Annotated in this window: 15 protein-coding genes; 11 read left to right on the top strand and 4 right to left on the bottom strand. The window is 66.2% G+C overall.

The annotated features are described in order from the left end of the window. Positions 1–103: 103 nt before the first annotated feature. From KYC_RS23990 to cyoD, 6 genes are all read left to right on the top strand, one after another. Entirely contained in the window at positions 104–1,315 is a 1,212-nt protein-coding gene (locus KYC_RS23990) for an ATP-binding protein (RefSeq protein ID WP_008167321.1), read from the top strand. After that, positions 1,315–1,866 carry a response regulator transcription factor gene (locus KYC_RS23985; protein ID WP_008167320.1) on the top strand — a complete coding sequence of 184 codons (552 nt, stop codon included), beginning with the start codon at positions 1,315–1,317 and terminating at the stop codon, positions 1,864–1,866. Before KYC_RS23990 ends, KYC_RS23985 begins: the two co-directional genes overlap by 1 nt. A 258-nt stretch (positions 1,867–2,124) precedes the next feature. Then, positions 2,125–3,033 carry a ubiquinol oxidase subunit II gene (cyoA, locus tag KYC_RS23980; RefSeq protein WP_008167318.1) on the top strand — a complete coding sequence of 303 codons (909 nt, stop codon included), beginning with the start codon at positions 2,125–2,127 and terminating at the stop codon, positions 3,031–3,033. A gap of 2 nt (positions 3,034–3,035) precedes the next feature. Continuing rightward, positions 3,036–5,012: a cytochrome o ubiquinol oxidase subunit I gene (gene cyoB / locus KYC_RS23975; protein ID WP_008167317.1), complete on the top strand. Its 1,977-nt coding sequence runs from the start codon at positions 3,036–3,038 to the stop codon at positions 5,010–5,012. Positions 5,013–5,015: 3 nt separating this feature from the next. After that, the gene (gene cyoC / locus KYC_RS23970; protein ID WP_008167316.1) at positions 5,016–5,630 is read left to right on the top strand and encodes a cytochrome o ubiquinol oxidase subunit III; all 615 of its coding nucleotides are present in this window, start codon (positions 5,016–5,018) and stop codon (positions 5,628–5,630) included. Further along, positions 5,630–5,980 carry a cytochrome o ubiquinol oxidase subunit IV gene (gene cyoD, locus KYC_RS23965; protein WP_008167315.1) on the top strand — a complete coding sequence of 117 codons (351 nt, stop codon included), beginning with the start codon at positions 5,630–5,632 and terminating at the stop codon, positions 5,978–5,980. The genes cyoC and cyoD overlap by 1 nt, the downstream gene beginning before the upstream one ends. Before the next feature lie 104 nt (positions 5,981–6,084). On the opposite strand, the gene KYC_RS23960 is transcribed toward cyoD, so the two are convergent. Next, positions 6,085–8,604 (bottom strand): ankyrin repeat domain-containing protein, encoded by a 2,520-nt coding sequence (locus KYC_RS23960; RefSeq protein ID WP_050814934.1) that lies wholly within the window; start codon positions 8,602–8,604, stop codon positions 6,085–6,087. A gap of 180 nt (positions 8,605–8,784) precedes the next feature. On the opposite strand from KYC_RS23960, the gene KYC_RS23955 reads away from it, so the two are divergent. After that, positions 8,785–9,426, top strand: a complete 642-nt coding sequence (locus KYC_RS23955; protein ID WP_008167313.1) for a nitrogen fixation protein NifQ — start codon at positions 8,785–8,787, stop codon at positions 9,424–9,426. On the opposite strand, the gene KYC_RS23950 is transcribed toward KYC_RS23955, so the two are convergent. Continuing rightward, positions 9,414–11,492 carry a TonB-dependent receptor gene (locus tag KYC_RS23950; RefSeq protein WP_008167312.1) on the bottom strand — a complete coding sequence of 693 codons (2,079 nt, stop codon included), beginning with the start codon at positions 11,490–11,492 and terminating at the stop codon, positions 9,414–9,416. The two genes, KYC_RS23955 and KYC_RS23950, sit on opposite strands and share 13 nt — an antisense overlap. 88 nt (positions 11,493–11,580) lie before the next feature. Between KYC_RS23950 and KYC_RS23945 the strand changes: the two genes are divergently transcribed. Then, positions 11,581–11,796, top strand: a complete 216-nt coding sequence (locus KYC_RS23945) for a SlyX family protein (RefSeq protein WP_008167310.1) — start codon at positions 11,581–11,583, stop codon at positions 11,794–11,796. A 1-nt stretch (position 11,797) separates the two neighbouring features. On the opposite strand, the gene KYC_RS23940 is transcribed toward KYC_RS23945, so the two are convergent. After that, a complete protein-coding gene (locus tag KYC_RS23940; RefSeq protein WP_043519155.1) occupies positions 11,798–12,616 on the bottom strand; it encodes a class I SAM-dependent methyltransferase in 819 nt (272 codons plus the stop codon). A 219-nt stretch (positions 12,617–12,835) separates the two neighbouring features. Between KYC_RS23940 and KYC_RS23935 the strand changes: the two genes are divergently transcribed. Beyond that, positions 12,836–13,219: a DUF4148 domain-containing protein gene (locus tag KYC_RS23935; protein ID WP_008167306.1), complete on the top strand. Its 384-nt coding sequence runs from the start codon at positions 12,836–12,838 to the stop codon at positions 13,217–13,219. Between the two features lie 140 nt (positions 13,220–13,359). Beyond that, positions 13,360–13,740: a hypothetical protein gene (locus KYC_RS23930; RefSeq protein ID WP_043519154.1), complete on the top strand. Its 381-nt coding sequence runs from the start codon at positions 13,360–13,362 to the stop codon at positions 13,738–13,740. Positions 13,741–13,840: 100 nt separating this feature from the next. Here KYC_RS23930 and KYC_RS23925 read toward each other — a convergent pair whose 3' ends face one another. Then, on the bottom strand, positions 13,841–16,138 hold the full coding sequence (locus KYC_RS23925; RefSeq protein ID WP_008167304.1) for an NADP-dependent malic enzyme: 2,298 nt from the start codon (positions 16,136–16,138) through the stop codon (positions 13,841–13,843). A gap of 107 nt (positions 16,139–16,245) precedes the next feature. Here KYC_RS23925 and KYC_RS23920 point away from each other — a divergent pair, with 107 nt between their 5' ends. Continuing rightward, a complete protein-coding gene (locus tag KYC_RS23920) occupies positions 16,246–17,214 on the top strand; it encodes a LysR substrate-binding domain-containing protein (protein WP_043519153.1) in 969 nt (322 codons plus the stop codon). Positions 17,215–17,243 lie beyond the last annotated feature (29 nt).

Genomic DNA, 17,243 nt, shown 5'->3' with positions numbered 1-17,243 from the left:
CAGGCGGCTGCCGGCCACTCCCGCCGCGCATCGGATGCCAGCGTTCCGCGCAGCCGGGCGCCCGTAACTGCCGGCTGGCTGGCCGGCGCCTCTGTGTCTGGATATGCCCGGTAGTTCCGCCTTTTCATTCCTGCGTACCCTCTGCAGCCTGCGCTGGCTCGCCATCGCGGGCCAGGCCGCCACCATCCTGCTGGCCAGCAGCGTGCTGGGCCTGGACCTGCCGCTGGAACCGCTGTGGCTGGGCGTGGGCCTGCTGATCGGCTTCAATGTCTACGCCAGCCTGCGGCTGCGGCGCCCCCGCGACCTCTCCCACGCGACGGCGTTCGGCCACCTGTTCGTCGATATGGCCGTGCTGGCCTGGATGGTGAGCTGGAGCGGCGGCATCAGCAATCCGTTCGGCACGATGTTCCTGATCCTGACCGCGCTGGCGGCCCTGGCGCTGCCGCGCAACTGGGCCCTGGCCGCCGCGCTGGCGGGCGTGCTGGGATACGCCGCCGCCGCCATCTTCGGACAGCCCCTGCGGGGCGACGTCGACACCCACAATCTGCTTTTGTGGGGGATGGGCGCCAACTTCCTGATTTCAGTCGTGGTGGTGCTGGTGTTCTCGACCCGGCTGGCGTCGGACCTGCGCGCCCGCGAACGCGAACTGGCCCGCCTGCGCGAGCGCTTCACCCGCAATGAGGGCATCGTCGCCCTGGCGACCCACGCGGCCGCCATGGCGCACGAGCTGAACACCCCGCTGGCCACCATGACGCTGCTGACCGACGAGATCGCCGCCGAGGTCCACGACGACGAAGACCTGCGGGCCGACGTGACCACGCTGAGCCAGCTTCTGGCCCTGTGCCGGGAACGCATCCGCAACCTGGCGGTCCCAACTGCCGTGGACCTGGTCCGCGTAGTGGGCCAGTGGCGCCTGATCCGGCCGACCATCGACCTGCAGCGCTCCGGCGCCCTGCCCGCCAGCCTGCGGGTGGATCCGGCCATCGCCCACCTGCTGCAGGCCTTGCTCAACAACGCGGCGGACGCCGGCGAAGCCGCCGAAGCCCCCCGCGTGCACTTGCATCTGGAATATGGCTATGGCGCGCTGCGCGGCGAAGTCCGGGACTACGGGCGCGGCTTCGACCCCGACCAGACCCTGCTGCCCGCCACCAGCCTGTTCAACAGCGGCAAGCCGGGAGGGCTGGGCGTGGGCCTGGCGCTGTCGCACGCCACCGTCGAACAGATGGGCGGCGAAATGACCATGACCGCGGCCGACGGCGGCGGCACCCGCATCCGCTTCTACCTGCCCCTCGGCAACCCCGGGACTTCAATGTGATGAAAGCTGACGACCTAGGCCTCCTGATCGACGACGACGAACTCTATGTGCGCACCCTGCAGCGCAGCCTGTCGCGCCGCGGCCTGGAAACCCGGACCGCCACCGGCATCGCCGAGGCGCTGCGCGTGGCCGAGGAGATCCGCCCCGCCTTCGCCCTGGTGGACCTGCGCCTGGGCGAAGATTCCGGCCTGACCCTGATCCGTCCCCTGCGCGCCCTGCGCGAGGACATGCGGATTCTGCTGGTCACCGGCTACGCCAGCGTGGCCACGGCGGTCGAAGCCATCAAGCGCGGCGCGGACGACTACCTGCCCAAGCCCGCCACGGCGCCGATGATTCTGCGCACGCTGGGTTTGGTGAAGCCGGAAACGGTTACGATCGAAACGACCATGACGCCGTTGCACCGCCTAGAATGGGAGCACATCCACCAGGCCCTGCACGAGACCGGCGGCAATGTTTCCGCGGCCGCGCGCCTCTTGGGCATGCACCGGCGCTCGCTCCAGCGCAAACTGGCCAAAAAACCGGGGCCGGAACGCGAGGTCCTCGTCGACTGATTTGTGCGGGTGCGACACATCTTTACAACACCCCTGTGTGCAAGTGCGACATATCGTCGCACCCCCACCCCTCTCCCAGGGGCTTCTTCCCCCTAGGAAAACCCTGAATCCGCGTCCCTTGGGGCGGATTTCTCCCAGGCAATGCGACCATTCGTCGCACGCTTGACCAAGATCAAGCCGATAGGATGGAGGTTGCTGCCTAGCAGCATTCCAGTCTGCTGCTCTGCAGCATTTCCCACCTTCCATCCAAGGCTGTACGTGAAACACCCCCTCCTTGCGACCCTTACGCGCATTTTTGGCGTCGGCGCGGTCATGCTGCTTGGCGGCTGCAACATGGAAATCCTCTCCCCCAAGGGAGATATCGGCATCCAGGAAAAGACGTTGCTGCTGACGGCGACCGGGCTCATGCTCATCGTCGTGATCCCGGTTCTCTTCATGATCGTGGCGTTTGCCTGGAAGTACCGCGCTTCCAACACCAAGGCTGACTACCAGCCCAAGTGGGCCCACTCCACGGCGATCGAAATCGTGGTCTGGACCGTCCCTTGTATCATCGTGGCGATTCTTGCCGTGATCACCTGGCGCTCCACGCACGCGCTGGATCCCTACAAGCCGCTCGTTTCCGAACACAAGCCGGTGACCATCGAGGTGGTTTCGCTGGATTGGAAGTGGCTGTTCATCTACCCCGAGCAGAACATCGCTACGGTCAACGAGATCGCGTTCCCCGTGGACGTTCCGGTCAACTTCCGGATCACTTCGGCCTCGGTCATGAACTCGTTCTTCATTCCCCAGCTCGGCAGCCAGATCTACTCGATGGCCGGCATGGAGACCAAGCTGCACCTGAACGCGCGCGAAATCGGCACCTATGCCGGCATTTCGGCCAACTACAGCGGCGGCGGCTTCTCGGGCATGCGTTTCAAGGCCCACGCCATGTCGCAGGAAGGGTTCGACAACTGGGTCAAGGAAGCCAAGGCTGCCCCCTCCGCCCTGACCCCCGAGGTCTACGCGGAACTGACCAAGCGCAGCGAGCGCAACCCGGTCGTGAAGTACTCGTCGGCGCCGCCCGCCATGTTCGATTTCATTCTGGGCAGCACGATGACCAAGATGGCCGGCGTGGACTCCGCCACGTGCACCTCCACGTCGAATAATCTGATCGCAGGAATCAACTAACAATGCTCGGGAAACTTACCCTCGAGGCCATTCCGTACCATGAACCTATCGTCATGGTTACGCTGGCCGCCGTGTGCCTGGGAGGCCTAGCGGTCTTCGGCGCCATCACCTACTTCAAGAAGTGGAAGTACCTCTGGACGGAATGGCTCACGTCCGTCGACCACAAGCGCATCGGCGTGATGTACATCATCGTCGCGCTGATCATGCTGCTGCGCGGCTTTGCCGACGCCATCATGATGCGTACCCAGCTTGCCGTCGCGTCAGCGGACTCGGCCGGGTTCCTGCCCCCGCACCACTACGACCAGATCTTCACCGCCCACGGCGTCATCATGATTTTCTTCATGGCGATGCCCTTCATCACCGGGCTGATGAACATCGTGGTGCCGCTGCAGATCGGCGCCCGCGACGTGGCCTACCCGTTCCTGAACTCGCTGAGCTTCTGGCTGTTCGGCGCCGGCGTCGCGCTGATGATGATCTCGCTGTTCGTGGGCGAATTCGCCGCGACCGGCTGGCTCGCGTATCCGCCGCTGTCCGGGCTGGACTACAGTCCAAGCGTAGGGGTGGACTACTACCTCTGGGCGCTGCAGATCTCCGGGCTGGGCACAACGCTTAGCGGCATCAACTTCATCGTGACCATCCTGCGCATGCGTGCGCCTGGCATGACCCTGATGAAGATGCCGATCTTCACCTGGACCTCGCTGGTCACCAACGTCCTGATCGTCGCCGCCTTCCCCGTGCTGGCCGCGACGCTGGCGCTGCTGACGATGGACCGCTACCTGGGCACGCACTTCTTCACGAACGATGGTGGCGGCAACGTCATGATGTACGTGAACCTGATCTGGATCTGGGGCCACCCCGAGGTCTACATCCTGGTGCTCCCGGCGTTCGGCGTGTACTCGGAAATCGTTGCCACCTTCGCCCGCAAGACGCTGTTCGGCTACAAGTCCATGGTCTACGCCACGGCCGCCATCGGCGTGCTGTCGTTCCTGGTCTGGCTGCACCACTTCTTCACCATGGGCGCCGGCGCCAACGTCAATGCCTTCTTCGGCATAGCGACAATGATTATCTCGATCCCGACCGGGGCCAAGATTTTCAACTGGCTGTTCACCATCTACCGCGGCCGCCTGCGCATCACCACGCCGGTGCTGTGGACCCTGGGCTTCATGATCGTGTTCGTCATCGGCGGCATGACCGGCGTGATGCTGGCCATCCCCGGCGTGTCGTTCGTGCTGCACAACAGCCTGTTCCTGATCGCCCACTTCCACAACACCATCATCGGTGGCGTGGTGTTCGGCTGCATTGCCGGCATGATCTACTGGTTCCCGAAGGCGTTCGGCTTCACGCTGAACGAGCGTCTGGGCCGCTACTCGTTCTACTGCTGGTTCGTCGGCTTCTTCCTGGCCTTCATGCCGCTGTACGTGCTGGGCTTCAAGGGCATGACGCGCCGCCTGAACCACTACGACAACCCCGAATGGCAGCCGTACCTGCTGGTCGCGCTGGCCGGCGCCGCGCTGATCATGCTGGGCATCTGGTTCCTGCTGCAGCAAGTGTTCGTGTCCGTGCGCCAGCGCAAGCAAAACCAGGACGTCACCGGCGATCCCTGGGATGCCCGCACCCTGGAATGGTCGATCTCTTCGCCCGCTCCTTTCTACAACTTCGCCCACGTTCCTCATGTCGATGAACTGGACCAGTTCTGGGAAGACAAGCAAAGCGGCAAGGCGTACAAGCGCCCGGCCAAGTACGAAGACATCCACATGCCGAAGAACACCGCCGCCGGCGTCTGGATCGGCGCCTTTGGCCTGGTCATGTGCTTTGCGCTGATCTGGCACATCTGGTGGCTGTCGATCGTCGGTTTCGTGGGCATGGTCGGTTCGTTCATCGTTCGCGCCTATGACCGCGACGTCGACTACTGGGTCCCGGCCGCGGAAGTCGAACGCATCGAAAACGCTCACTTTGACAAAATGCAGAAGGCCGCCTGAGCCATGATTCAAGCCGTAGCCACTCACCCCCACGCGGGTCACGACGATCACGCGCATCACGACGATGGATCCAAGACCGTTTTCGGTTTCTGGGTCTATCTGATGAGCGACTTGCTGATCTTCTCGGTGCTGTTCGCCACGTTCGCGGTGTTGTCCAACGCCACCGCGGGCGGCCCCACCGGCAAGGAACTGTTCGACCTGAAGTTCGTTCTGGTCGAAACCCTGCTGCTGCTGGTGTCCAGCTTCACGTTCGGCATGGCCAACCTGAACGTCCACGCCAACAACAAGAGCCGCGCCATGGGCTGGCTCATGGTCACGTTCCTGTTCGGCGCGGGCTTCATCGCGATGGAAATCTATGAATTCCATCACCTGATCAGCATCGGCGCCGGTCCGGGCCGCAGTGCTTACCTGTCGGCGTTCTTCACGCTGATCGGCACGCACGGCCTGCACGTCACGTTCGGCCTGATCTGGATCATCGTCATGCTCGACATGATCCGCCGCCATGGCCTGGACTCGATCAACAAGCGTCGCCTGGCGTGCCTGAGCCTGTTCTGGCACTTCCTGGACATCGTCTGGATCTGCGTCTTCACCTTTGTCTACCTTCTGGGAGCCCTCTGATGTCGCACTCCGCTGCGGCCGCACACGGCCACGACGATCACGCCGCCGACCACGGCAGCCTGAAGTCCTACATCATCGGTTTCGCGCTCTCGCTGCTGCTCACCTTCGGCTCCTTCGGCCTGGTGATGTACGGCGCGCTGTCCCACACCGCCACGGTCATCGGCGTGGTGGCGCTGTGCGTGCTCCAGCTGCTGGTGCAGCTGGTGTACTTCCTGCACATGGGCGCTTCGAAATCGGCCCGCGACAACCTGGCCACGTTTGTCTTCACCGTGATGATCATCGCCATCATCGTCGGCGGGTCGGCCTGGGTGCTGTACAACATGAACGTCAACATGGGTCACGCCATGTAATGACGGTCAGCCGTTGAAGCAAAAAAATCAGGCGCCTTCGGGCGCCTGATTTTTTTTTGGAGCGGCTATCTGTCCGGCGGGCGCCGGAATACCTTCCTGCCCGCCTAGCGGCCCGCCGCGGGCGCGGCCAGATCCACATTTGCGCGCCGCGCCAGTTCGGCCGCGCTGACGCCGATAAACGGCTGCACGCGCGACGTCTGCCGCAGGTCGCAGCTGGCAGCGTCAGCCGCCGCTTCCAGCACCTGCTTCACGGCGCCGGCGCCCATCGGGCTGACCGGGCCGCTGTTGCCCAACTGCCAGGCCAGCACATCCGCCACCGCCATGCCGCAGCGGGCCGGCGTGCGCGCCAGGCCAGCGCTGTGCGCCAGCAGCATCCTGGCCTTGGATTCCTTGCCCAGGTTCAGCATCGTGACCAGCGGCAGCACGTCCGGCGCCGCGACGCCCTCGATGCGGAAATCCGGATCGCTGCGGTCGGAAGGGTCCGCGCCCGCCTTCAGCCAGGCCTCGTAAAGGTCGTCGGGCAGCCATGGCAGGCTCAGCGGCGCGATGCGGTTGCGCCGCAGGCCCGTGGCGTCGCCCGTGTCCGTCAGCGGCACGCCGGCGGCCAGCAGGCGATCGGCCGTGGCGCGCAGCCGGGCGCGCTGGCCGTCCCATTCCGGCCCGTTCTTGCCGGCTGCCGCGCGGGCTTCAACGTCGTTCCAGATTCTCAGGAGGCTCGTCAGCGCTTCCGTCGTCAATGGCGCCTGCGGTTTGCCGGCGGCCTGCGCCAATTGGTCCACCAGTTCCGGCCGCAGGTAGCGGACCGCCAGCGACAGTCCTTCGTTCAGACCGTTGCGCTCGACCGCCTTGCCCGCGGCAAAGCCGCCCACGGCGGAATCCGCGCCATGGGCCAGCGCGAACGTCACGCGAGCCGGCACCGCGTACTGCGACGTAGGCGTGAGCGACCCGGAAGGCGATTCGCGCAGCGCTTCCAGAAGCGGCGTTTCCCACAAGGGGCTGCTGCCGTAATACATGAGGATATAGGCGGCGTTGATGTCCGCGCCCTTGGCCAGCAGCTTTTCAGCGAACCAGAAATTCTTCGGGTTCCGCAGCGCGGCGTGCAGCGGCGTGCGGCCCTTCTTCTCGCCCGCATTCGGGTTGGCGCCCTTGTCCAGCAGGTAGGACAGGTTGTCCTTGTCTTCGCTGTAGTAGGAAACGCGCCGCATCAGCAAGGTCGTGCCGCTGGAGTCCAGGGCGTCCAGCGGCGCGCCCGCCGCGATCAGCATGTCCGCCAGCGCATAGCGCTCAGCTGCCGGCCGCGTGTCCTTGGCGTCAGGCAGCGCGCTGGCCACCAACACGAAGCCATTGTTGGGGCCGTCGGCCTTGGCGCCCGCGTCCAGCAATGCCCGCACGGTTTCGATCTGCTTGCGCGACACGGCGGCGGCCAGCGCAGACGTGCCGTTTTCATTGACGCCATTGGGGTCCTGCCCGGCCGCCAGTTCGGCGCGCACGGCGTCCAGGTCGTCCGCGGCGATCGCCTTGAAGATCGCAAGCCGCGGCCGGCAGGCGTCGGCGCCCAGGGTCTTTTCGTTCAGCGCCGTACCGATGCGGGCAGCGATGTTGGCGGGAATCGGCGCGTCTGCCGCGATCCGGCGGCTGCAATACAGCCGGTAGTCCTCGCGCGCCAGCGCTTCGAAGTAGCCGCGCTTTTCGCCCGCCGTGGCGGCCCGCGTCCAGCGCGCGTCGGCGCGGTTCAGATAGGCCGCGGCGCGGCCGGGATCGCGCCGCAGCACGTCGCTGAGAATGCGGTCCGCCTGCGCCGCGTCGCCCGACTCGGCCAGCCAGAAACCGTAGTCGTTCAGGGCCGTCAGCATTGCCGGATCCTTGCCCTCGGGGTCGATCTCGCGGTAGTCCTGCTCCATCACGAAGCGGCGCAGATCGGCCAGGGCGCGGCCGAACTCGGCCGGCTTGGCGCGCGGGATGGCGCGCGCCACCTGATGCAAGGAGCGAAAGGTGGCCGTCACGTCCAGCGCCGCCTGGTGCTCGAAGCGCACGTCGGCGGGCCACGCCTTCAGGCGCGTCGGGTAGTCCGTCAGCGCTGGCCGCAGCGTCGCCAGGGCCTCCGCGCGGCGGGCCTCGTCCCAGGGCCGGCTACTGGTAATGACCACCCGCTGCGCGTTTGCGGCCACCGTAGCCGCCTCGCCCTTGCTGTCGACGAGAAAGCCCTGCGCCTCGTCGTCGCTGGAGTCGTTGTAGCGATAGCTGACCCAGTAGAAGGCCTCGTCGCCGCGCGGCGCCCTGACGCTCACGTTCTCCTGGCGCGCGGCCTTCCACTGCGCGGGGTCGATCACCAGCGGCGGCGAGCGGAAGTCCAGCCGAAACGCCTTGCCGCCTTCGCGCAGGTAGCGATACAGGTACAGCCGGTTCTCCATCTGCCCGACCAGCACGGCGTCCTTGACGTTTTCCGTGCCCCAGGCGCGGCGCTCAGGCTCGCGCAGCGGGTAGCGGGACAGCCGCATGGACTCGATGACGGCGCCGATGTCGGAAGCGACGGAGGGCGGCGGCGACGCCGCCATGCCGGCCAGCGCCAGCACGACGGCGCCGAACAGACGGGAAACTGCGGGACGGGGGGATTTACGCGGCATGCGTCGATGGGGTGCTGCGAATAAAGGAGGCTGATGATACCGCCCGGCCCACGCCCTTGGGGTATGTCCCGACGCGGATTTCAAGCGCGACGGCAAGAACTGGGCAGTCATTCGTTATATATTCAACAACATAACGCTTTGTTAACAGTTTAACTACCTTGCGACCGCCGCAATCCCGCCATGCAAGCCGTGCTGACTCCCTCCGTGCCGCCCTTTACGCCCGCCCCTGCCGACAGCGCCGACCGGGCCCAACGGATTGCGCGCGCCCTGCTGCGCCATGCGCCTCCCGTGCATCCCGACGCGGGCTTTTTCGCCGCGGTCATCGGCACCAGCCTGGCGCAAGGAGACCTGGCGCGCAGCGGCCTGGCGCCTGCCGAATTGCAGGAACTGGCGGACTGCCTCTTTCCCGGCGCGCTGGGCGGCCACGACAGCGTGCTGTCCGCGCTGCGCGAACAATTCCCCGCCTACGTTGAACACGGCCTCAAAGACCCTCAGCCCGGCTTCACGCTGTTGATGCGCGTCCTGCTGGACGCCTATCGCGCACCCGGCCCGGACACTACGCAATGGGTCACCAGCATTCTTGCGCACGCCTGTCTGCGGCCCGACCACCTGTGGCGCGACCTGGGCCTGTCCGGCCGCGAAGACGTCACCGCCCTGCTCGCGCGGCATTATCCGGGGCTGGTGGCGCGCAATATCCACAACCTGCGATGGAAGAAATTCCTTGCGTATTCGGCGCGCGAACACGCCGGAATGCCCGTGGCCGCCGCGCCGGGCTGCGAAGGCTGCGAGGATCACGCGGTCTGCTACCCTCAAAACCGGTAGGTCGCGCCCAGCCCCAGCCCCGCGCTACGCCCGGCCGCCGGTTCGTAATAGCGTCCATTGGCTTCGTTGACGATGACAGAGCCTGCATAGCGCCGGTCGAAGATATTGTCCACGCGGGCGTACGCGTTCAGCTCCCACGGCCCCACGACCTTGACGTAGCCCACGCTGGCCGCCGCAACGAAGTATCCGGGCGCGTCTCCGTCGTTGGCGTCGTTGACGTAGATTTTGCTCAGGTAGCGCCCTTCCACCGAGGCCTGCCAGCCTTGCGGCGGCGCCCAGGCCAGCGAGGCGAACGCCGCCTGACGGGCGATGCCCGGGATCTTGTTGCCGGCGCGGATGCCGCCGGGGCCGTCGTCCGAATAACGCGCATTCAGCAGGGTATAGGCCAGTTGCGTGCGCCAATGGCGCGCGAATTCGCCGGACCAGCCCAGTTCCAGGCCGTCGCGCCGCGTGCGGCCGGCGTTCTGGAAACTGCTGCGTCCGCCCGAACTGCCCGCCGTGACGATCTCGTCATCGGTGCGGGTGTGGAACACCGCGGCCGTCAGCAGTCCGCCGGCCAGGCGCGCTTTCACGCCCGCTTCCAGGTTGGTGCTGAGCGCGGGCATCAGCCCGAAATTCAGGCCGGGCTGGCCATCCGGACGGTACGAGATCTCGTTGAGCGTGGGTGTTTCGAAGCCCCGCCCGTATGAGCCATAGACGCTGACGCCGTCGTTCACGGCGTAGCGCAACGCGGCCACCGGCAAGGCTTTGCGATAGCGGGCGCCGCCGCTGTCGTCGGCGTTGCCCGGCGCGATGTAGTGGTCGTCGGAATCGAAGCGGACCGTGCTCCAGCGCAGGCCGGCGTCCAGCGTCCAGCGTTCGGCGAAACGCCAAGACGCCTGCGCGTAGGGATCGGCGTTGTACACCGTGTTGGTCTCGTCGCGGCGCAACGCGCCCCGCACGCCCAGTTGCTGGCTGGCGCCCGCGCCGACGAAGTTCTGGTAGCCCTTGCGGTCTTCGCGCATGGAATCGTAGGCAAAGCCGGCGATCAGGGTAAGCGGCCGGCCCGCCACATCCAGTTCCGATGTCCAGCGCAAGTCCGCGCCGCCATACTGGCGCTTCAGGTCGATAACGCCGCCCGCCTGCGTGGGGGCCAGCTGCGCCGCAGGCGGAATCGACTGGTACTGCGTCGTGTCGCGCTGGCCGTAATAGACCATCAGGCGCAGCGCATTGCGGCCGTCGACCTGGTGGTCGTAGACCACGCCGCCCTGCGTCTGGCGCACGGTCTTGCGCGTGTTGTACTGCCGGGCCAGCGGCGCGCTGCGCGGGTCGTCCTGGAACTGCTGGTAAGTGAGCCCCAAGGGGTCCTGCGCCTTCAGGTCCACGCTGTTGACGATGACGGTCAGGCGGCTGGCATCGTCCAGCTGCAGGCCCAGCTTCGCGTTGCCCAGGTTCTTGCGCGCGGCGCTGTGGTCGCGGTAACCATCGGTGGTGAAGCGCGACAGGTCCAGCACGTAGTCCAGTGCGCCGGCGCCCGTGCCCGTGGCCCCGTTGAGCAGCGCCCCATAACGCCACGTGCCGTAGCTGCCGCCCCATCCGCTGACCGTGGCCGAGGGCGGGGCGGCGCCGTCCTCGGTAAAGACCTGAATCACGCCGCCGGAGGAATTGCCGTACAGCGCCGAGAACGGGCCGCGCAGCACCTCGACGCGGTCGATCGAGCCGATGTCGATATTAGAGGTCTGCCCCTGGCCGTCCGGCATGGTCGCCGGTATGCCGTCCACGTACAGGCGCACGCCGCGCACGCCGAAGGTGGACCGCGCGCCGAAACCGCGGCTGGAGATCTGCAGGTCCTGCGCGTAGTTCTGGCGGTTCTGGATCTGCAGGCCGGGCACCCCGGCCAGGCCTTCCGACAGATTGATGCCGGGCTGGCCCCGGCGCACCGCCGCGCCCTCCACCACATCCACCGAGGCCGGCGTATCCAGGACCACCGTGCCCAGGCGCGTGCCGGTCACGACCACGGCGGGCAGCGTCGGCTCCTGCGCCCAGGCGGCTGCGCCCGGCGCCAACGCGAGGACCGCGCCCGCCATCCGCCGCCTTGCCCCGCCGTCCCGCCATCGCCGCTGCGCCAAACCGCTCTCCTGTAGCTGTGCGCGGGAATCGGTTCTAATACCCGCCATGGATAAATCGCAAGACATCGAACGCCGGCTGCTGGACCTTGAAGTCAAGGCCAGCTTCGCGGACGACCTGCTGGAACAGTTGAACCAGATCATCGTCCGCCAGCAACAGCAGATCGACCGGCTCATGCGCGAGGTCGCCGACCTGCGCCAGCAGGCGCCCGAGGGCGCCGCCCCCTTCCGCAGCCTGCGCGACGAACTGCCGCCGCACTACTGAGCTAGTAGTGATAGCGCAGCAGCTGGGTCATGCCGCCCAGGGGCCGCACCCTGCGCATCAGCCATAGCGCCGCCTGCGCAGGCCAGGAATAGCGGGCCCGCTGCCTGCTGTCGTCCGACTCGTAACCGCCGCGCTCGGTGCGCAGCCTCAGACCCGGCACCTGCCCTTCCAGCGCCTGCGGGCTGCGCAGGCTCCAGCGCGTGACGGCGCCGGTTGAACGGATCATGCGGTTGTGCGCCACCCAGGTCAATCCCAGCCGGTTGTAGGAGTCGAACACCACCTCGCCCGACGGAAACTTTGCAGTGACCGTGCGCAGCAATTGCAGCAGCGCGTCTTCCGCCAGGTACAGGAACAGTCCTTCCGCCACGACCAGCGTCGGTCTGCCGGCGGGTATCCGCGCCAGCCATTCCGGATCCGTGACGGGCGAACCCACCAGGGTGCAGCCCGGCCGGGCCGGATACAAGCTGCGGCGCAGCGCAATGACCTCGGGATAGTCGACCTCGTACCAGTCGATACCGGGCGGCGGATCCACACGCTGCACGCGGGTGTCCAGGCCGCAGCCCAGGTGCAGCACGGTGGCCTCGGGATGGGCGGCGATGAATTCGCGGGCCCATCCGTCCAGCGTGTGGGCCCGCAGCGCCAGTCCGATCATCTCGTCCCGCCGCATGCGCAGACGGGAAAAGTCGTAGTTGATGCGGCCAACCGCAGCCGCCGCATGGCGGTCCTTCAGGATGGATTCCGGCAGCAGGCTTTCCCGCGCCTTGGCGTAGAGCGTGATCAGGAGGGTTTCCTTTTCGCGCGTGAGAGCAATCTTTTCCATGCACAACCCCGTGGCGTACTGCGAATTCCTAATTCCATAAATGGGGACTTTGAACAAAATCGAACACCATCTTTCCATTCATGGAAATATCTTTTACGGATATACGGGTTTATCCCTACCTCTAATCGGCGCATTATTCAGCCATCGGGAAACAGCAACGAACCACGACGGATAGGCCGCCGGATTCGCTCCCCCAGGCTCTTGAATCGGAGGTTTACCATGAAGACCCTTGCTACCGCTTTGACTTTCACCCTGGCCGCGCTGAGCGCCGGCGCCTACGCCGCCTCGCCCAACATCGAACCCAACAACGTTCCGTTCCAAGGCGTCTACGGCACACCGTACGAAGGCCCGACCCGCGCCCAGGTGCGGGCTGAACTGGCCGCCGCCAAGGCTGCCGACAAGGCCGCCGGCCGCGACAGCAGCGTCGAACCGAACAACGTGCCCTTCCAGGGCGTCTACGGCACGCCCCACACCGGCAAGACCCGCGCCGAAGTGAAGGCCGAACTGGCCGCCGCCAAGGCCGCCGACAAGGCCGCCGGCCGCGACAGCAGCGTTGAACCGAACAACGTGCCCTTCCAGGGCGTGTACCCCGGCAGCAAGTAAGCCGCCCTCAGATTTACCCTCCCCTTGTTGTACCTTGGCCGCCCGGTTGGGCGGCCTTTTTTGGCGTACTATCGGCTCAGATCCACGCCTCAAACTCGCGTATTGCAACAACGGTCGTGCAGACCAGGGAGCCCATCTTGATGAGATATACCCGCGTTCTTGCTGCAGTGATGATGTCTTGCGGCCTGTCGGCGGCGGCAGTCGCCGCGCCGGCCGTGATGCTCAACGACGCCCTCATCACGCAGATTCCCAAGGCCGACAGCGCGTCGTTCCACGAAGCCGTGGCGCAGTCGCTGAACAATTCCGCCGACGGCCAGCGCACTGAATGGACCAGCACCGTGCAGCGCAAGAAAGCCGCGCCCATCAAGGTGCAACTGACGCCCACCAAGACCACGAAGGTCAAAGACGACCGCGTCTGCCGCTTCCTGGTCGGGGAATTCTCCCGCACCACCACCACGGAAACCTGGCAATTCTGGTTCTGCAAACAGCCGGACGGCACCTGGAAGGCCAGCAGCAACTGATTCCGCCGGACCATGAAAAATGCGCGCCGCTCTTTAAAGAACGGCGCGCATTTTCTTGTGCGCAGGCGCCGCGCTCAGGCGGCGGCGCGCGGCGCGGGGATCAGGGCGCGTCCACCCGGTTGGCGTCCAGCACCGTCATGGCCGTCATGTTGATGATGCGGCGCACGGTGGAGCTGGAGGTCAGGATGTGCACCGGCGCGTTGGCGCCCAGCAGAATGGGGCCGACCGCCACGTTGCCGCCGGCCGCCGTCTTGAGCAGGTTGTAGGCGATGTTGCCCGAGTCCACGTTCGGGCACACCAGCAGGTTGGCTTCGCCCTTGAGCGTGGACGACGGCAGGATGCGCATGCGCAGCGCCTCGTCCAGCGCGCAATCGCCGTGCATTTCACCGTCGACTTCCAGGTCCGGCGCGGCTTCGCGCACCAGTTCCAGCGCGCGGCGCATCTTGGCGCCCGACGCCGAACTGCCCGAACCGAAGTTCGACCGCGACAGCAGCGCCACCTTGGGCGCCAGGTTCATGCGCGCCATTTCCTGCGCGGCCATCACCGTGAATTCGGCGATTTGCTCGGCCGAGGGCTCGTCGTTCACGTGCGTGTCCACCAGCACCACCGTGCGCTCGTTGAGCAGCAGGATGTTCATGGCCGCGTACACGTTGTGGCCCGGGCGGCGGCCGATCACCTCGTCCACGAAACGCAGATGATCATGGTAGGCGCCGACCGTGCCGCAGACCATGCCGTCGGCGTCGCCCAGGTGCACCATCATCGCGCCGATCAGGGTCAGGCGGCGGCGCATTTCCACGCGCGCCATTTCCTTGGTGATGCCGCGGCGGCACATCAGTTCCCAGTACGTCGTCCAGTACTGGTGGAAGCGCTCGTCGTATTCCGGGTTGGTGACTTCAACGTCTTCGCCCAGGCGCAGGCGCAAGCCGAATTTCTCGATGCGCGACAGCAGCACGGCGGGGCGGCCCACCAGGATCGGACGGGCCAGGCCTTCGTCCACGATCACCTGTACCGCGCGCAGCACGCGCTCGTCTTCGCCTTCGGTGAACACGATGCGCGCCTTCCCGCCCGAGCGCACGATGCGCTTGGCGGCCGAGAACAGCGGCTTCATGAACGCGCCCGAGTGGTACACGAACTGCTGCAGCTGCTCTTCGTAGGCTTCCAGGTCGGCCAGCGGGCGCGTGGCCACGCCGCCTTCCATCGCCGCCTTGGCCACGGCCGGCGCGATGCGCACGATCAGGCGCGGGTCGAACGGCTTGGGAATCAGGTATTCGGGACCGAACGAGATGTCATAGGTGCCGTAGGCCGCGGCCACGACTTCGTTCTGCTCTTCTTCGGCCAGCTCGGCGATGGCATAGACCGCCGCCTTCTCCATTTCACGGGTGATGGTCGTGGCGCCCACGTCCAGCGCGCCGCGGAAGATGTACGGGAAGCACAGCACGTTGTTGACCTGGTTCGGGTAGTCCGAACGGCCGGTGGCCATCACCACGTCGTCGCGCACGCCGTGCGCCACTTCCGGCAGGATCTCCGGCGTGGGATTGGCCAGCGCCAGGATCAGCGGGCGCGTGCCCATGGCCGCGACCATCTCGGGCTTGAGCACGCCGCCGGCCGACAGGCCCAGGAACACGTCCGCGCCCTCGATCACTTCGGCCAGCTTGCGCGCGTCGGTCTTTTGCGCAAAGCGCGCCTTGTCCGGGTCCATCAGGGTGGTTCGGCCTTCATAGACCACGCCCTCGATGTCGGTCACCCAGATGTTCTCCAGCGGCAGGCCCAGGTCCACCATCAAATCCAGGCACGCCAGCGCCGCGGCGCCCGCGCCCGACGTCACCACCTTGACCTTCTTGATGTCCTTGCCCACGACCTTCAGGCCGTTGATGAAGGCGGCCGACACGCAGATCGCGGTGCCGTGCTGGTCGTCGTGGAAGACGGGGATCTTCATGCGTTCGCGCAGCTTGCGCTCGACGGTGAAGCACTCCGGCGCCTTGATGTCTTCCAGGTTGATGCCGCCGAAGGTGGCTTCCAGGCCGGCGATGATCTCGACCAGCTTGTCCGGATCGGTTTCGTTGATCTCGATGTCGAACACGTCCAGGCCGGCGAATTTCTTGAACAGCACCGCCTTGCCTTCCATCACCGGCTTGGAAGCCAGCGCGCCGATGTTGCCCAGGCCCAGCACCGCGGAGCCGTTGGTGATCACGCCGACCAGATTGCCGCGGGCGGTGTAGCGGTACACGTTGGCCGGATCGGCCACGATTTCCTCGCAGGCCGCCGCCACGCCGGGCGAGTACGCCAGGGCCAGGTCGCGCTGGTTGACCAGCGGCTTGGAGGCCACGACCGAGATCTTTCCCGGGGTGGGGTACTCGTGATAATCCAGTGCCGCCTGGCGGTCCGATTGCGTCTTCATGGGGCTGTAGCCTCGCTGTCTTGAATGGGAAAAATTCTAGGCCCCGAGACATAAGGCATTCATTCGGATTTAATATTGTTCCATAAGCATTAGATTATGGTCTCTCTATGACACCCTTTGATCCGGATGCTGTCGTCCGGAAACTGACCTCGCGCCTGAAGATGCGCCACCTGATGCTGCTGCTGCAAATCGAGCAGCACGGGTCGCTGACCCGGGTGGCCGAGCACATGGCCACCAGCCAGCCGGCCGTAACCAACGCCCTGGCCGAACTGGAAAGCATGTTCGACGTGCCGCTCTTCGACCGTTCGGTCCGGGGCATGACGCCTACCCCGATGGGCGCCGTGGTGCTGGCCCGCGCCCGGGGGCTGGTCCACGACCTGGGCCACCTGGTGCAGGAAATGGAAGCCGTGGCGGCGGGCCATGCCGCCCACCTGCATATCGGGGTCATCCCCTTTGTGTCCGGCCAGATGCTGTCGGCCGCCATCGGCCGCACCCTGCCGCAGGGGCGGCGCATCACCGCCACCATCCACGAAGGCCAGGGCCCCGCATTGCTGCGCCAGCTGCGCGACCACACGCTGGACGTCGTCGTGGGCTGGGCCACGCCCTCGGTCGACCTGAGCAACATCGGCTTCGAGGTGCTGTACCACCAGCAGCCGCGGCTGATCGCCAGCCGCCGCCTGGCGGCGCGGCTGGGCCGTTCGCGACTGGAATGGAACCGGCTGGCCGACCTGGACTGGATCCTGGGCACGCCCGGCAGCCCGATCCGCGAACAGGTGGCCGACATCTTCCTGCGCGCCGGCCTGGCGCCGCCCCCGCCGTCGGTGCAAAGCGATTCGTCCAAACTGATCGGCGAAATGATCGTGGCCAGCGACCGCGCTGTCTCCATCCTGCCCGCCGACATCGCGGACGAACTGGTCCGCATCGCCGGCGCGGCCATCGTGCCCTATTCCTTCGACTGGACCCTGCCCCCGATCTCGCTGTTCACGCGGTCGGACGGACTGCGGCGCAACGTGGACGCGCAATTCGCGGCGGCCCTGCGCGAGGTCTACACCAAGGGCGCCCGTCCGCCCATGTAACACGGGTCGGCGCGCCCGGGCGTATCATG

This window comes from Achromobacter arsenitoxydans SY8 (assembly GCF_000236785.1).
Lineage (GTDB): Bacteria > Pseudomonadota > Gammaproteobacteria > Burkholderiales > Burkholderiaceae_B > Achromobacter > Achromobacter arsenitoxydans.
The sequence above is the reverse complement of the archived record's forward strand: the minus strand, read 5'-3'. Positions and strand labels throughout refer to the sequence as shown.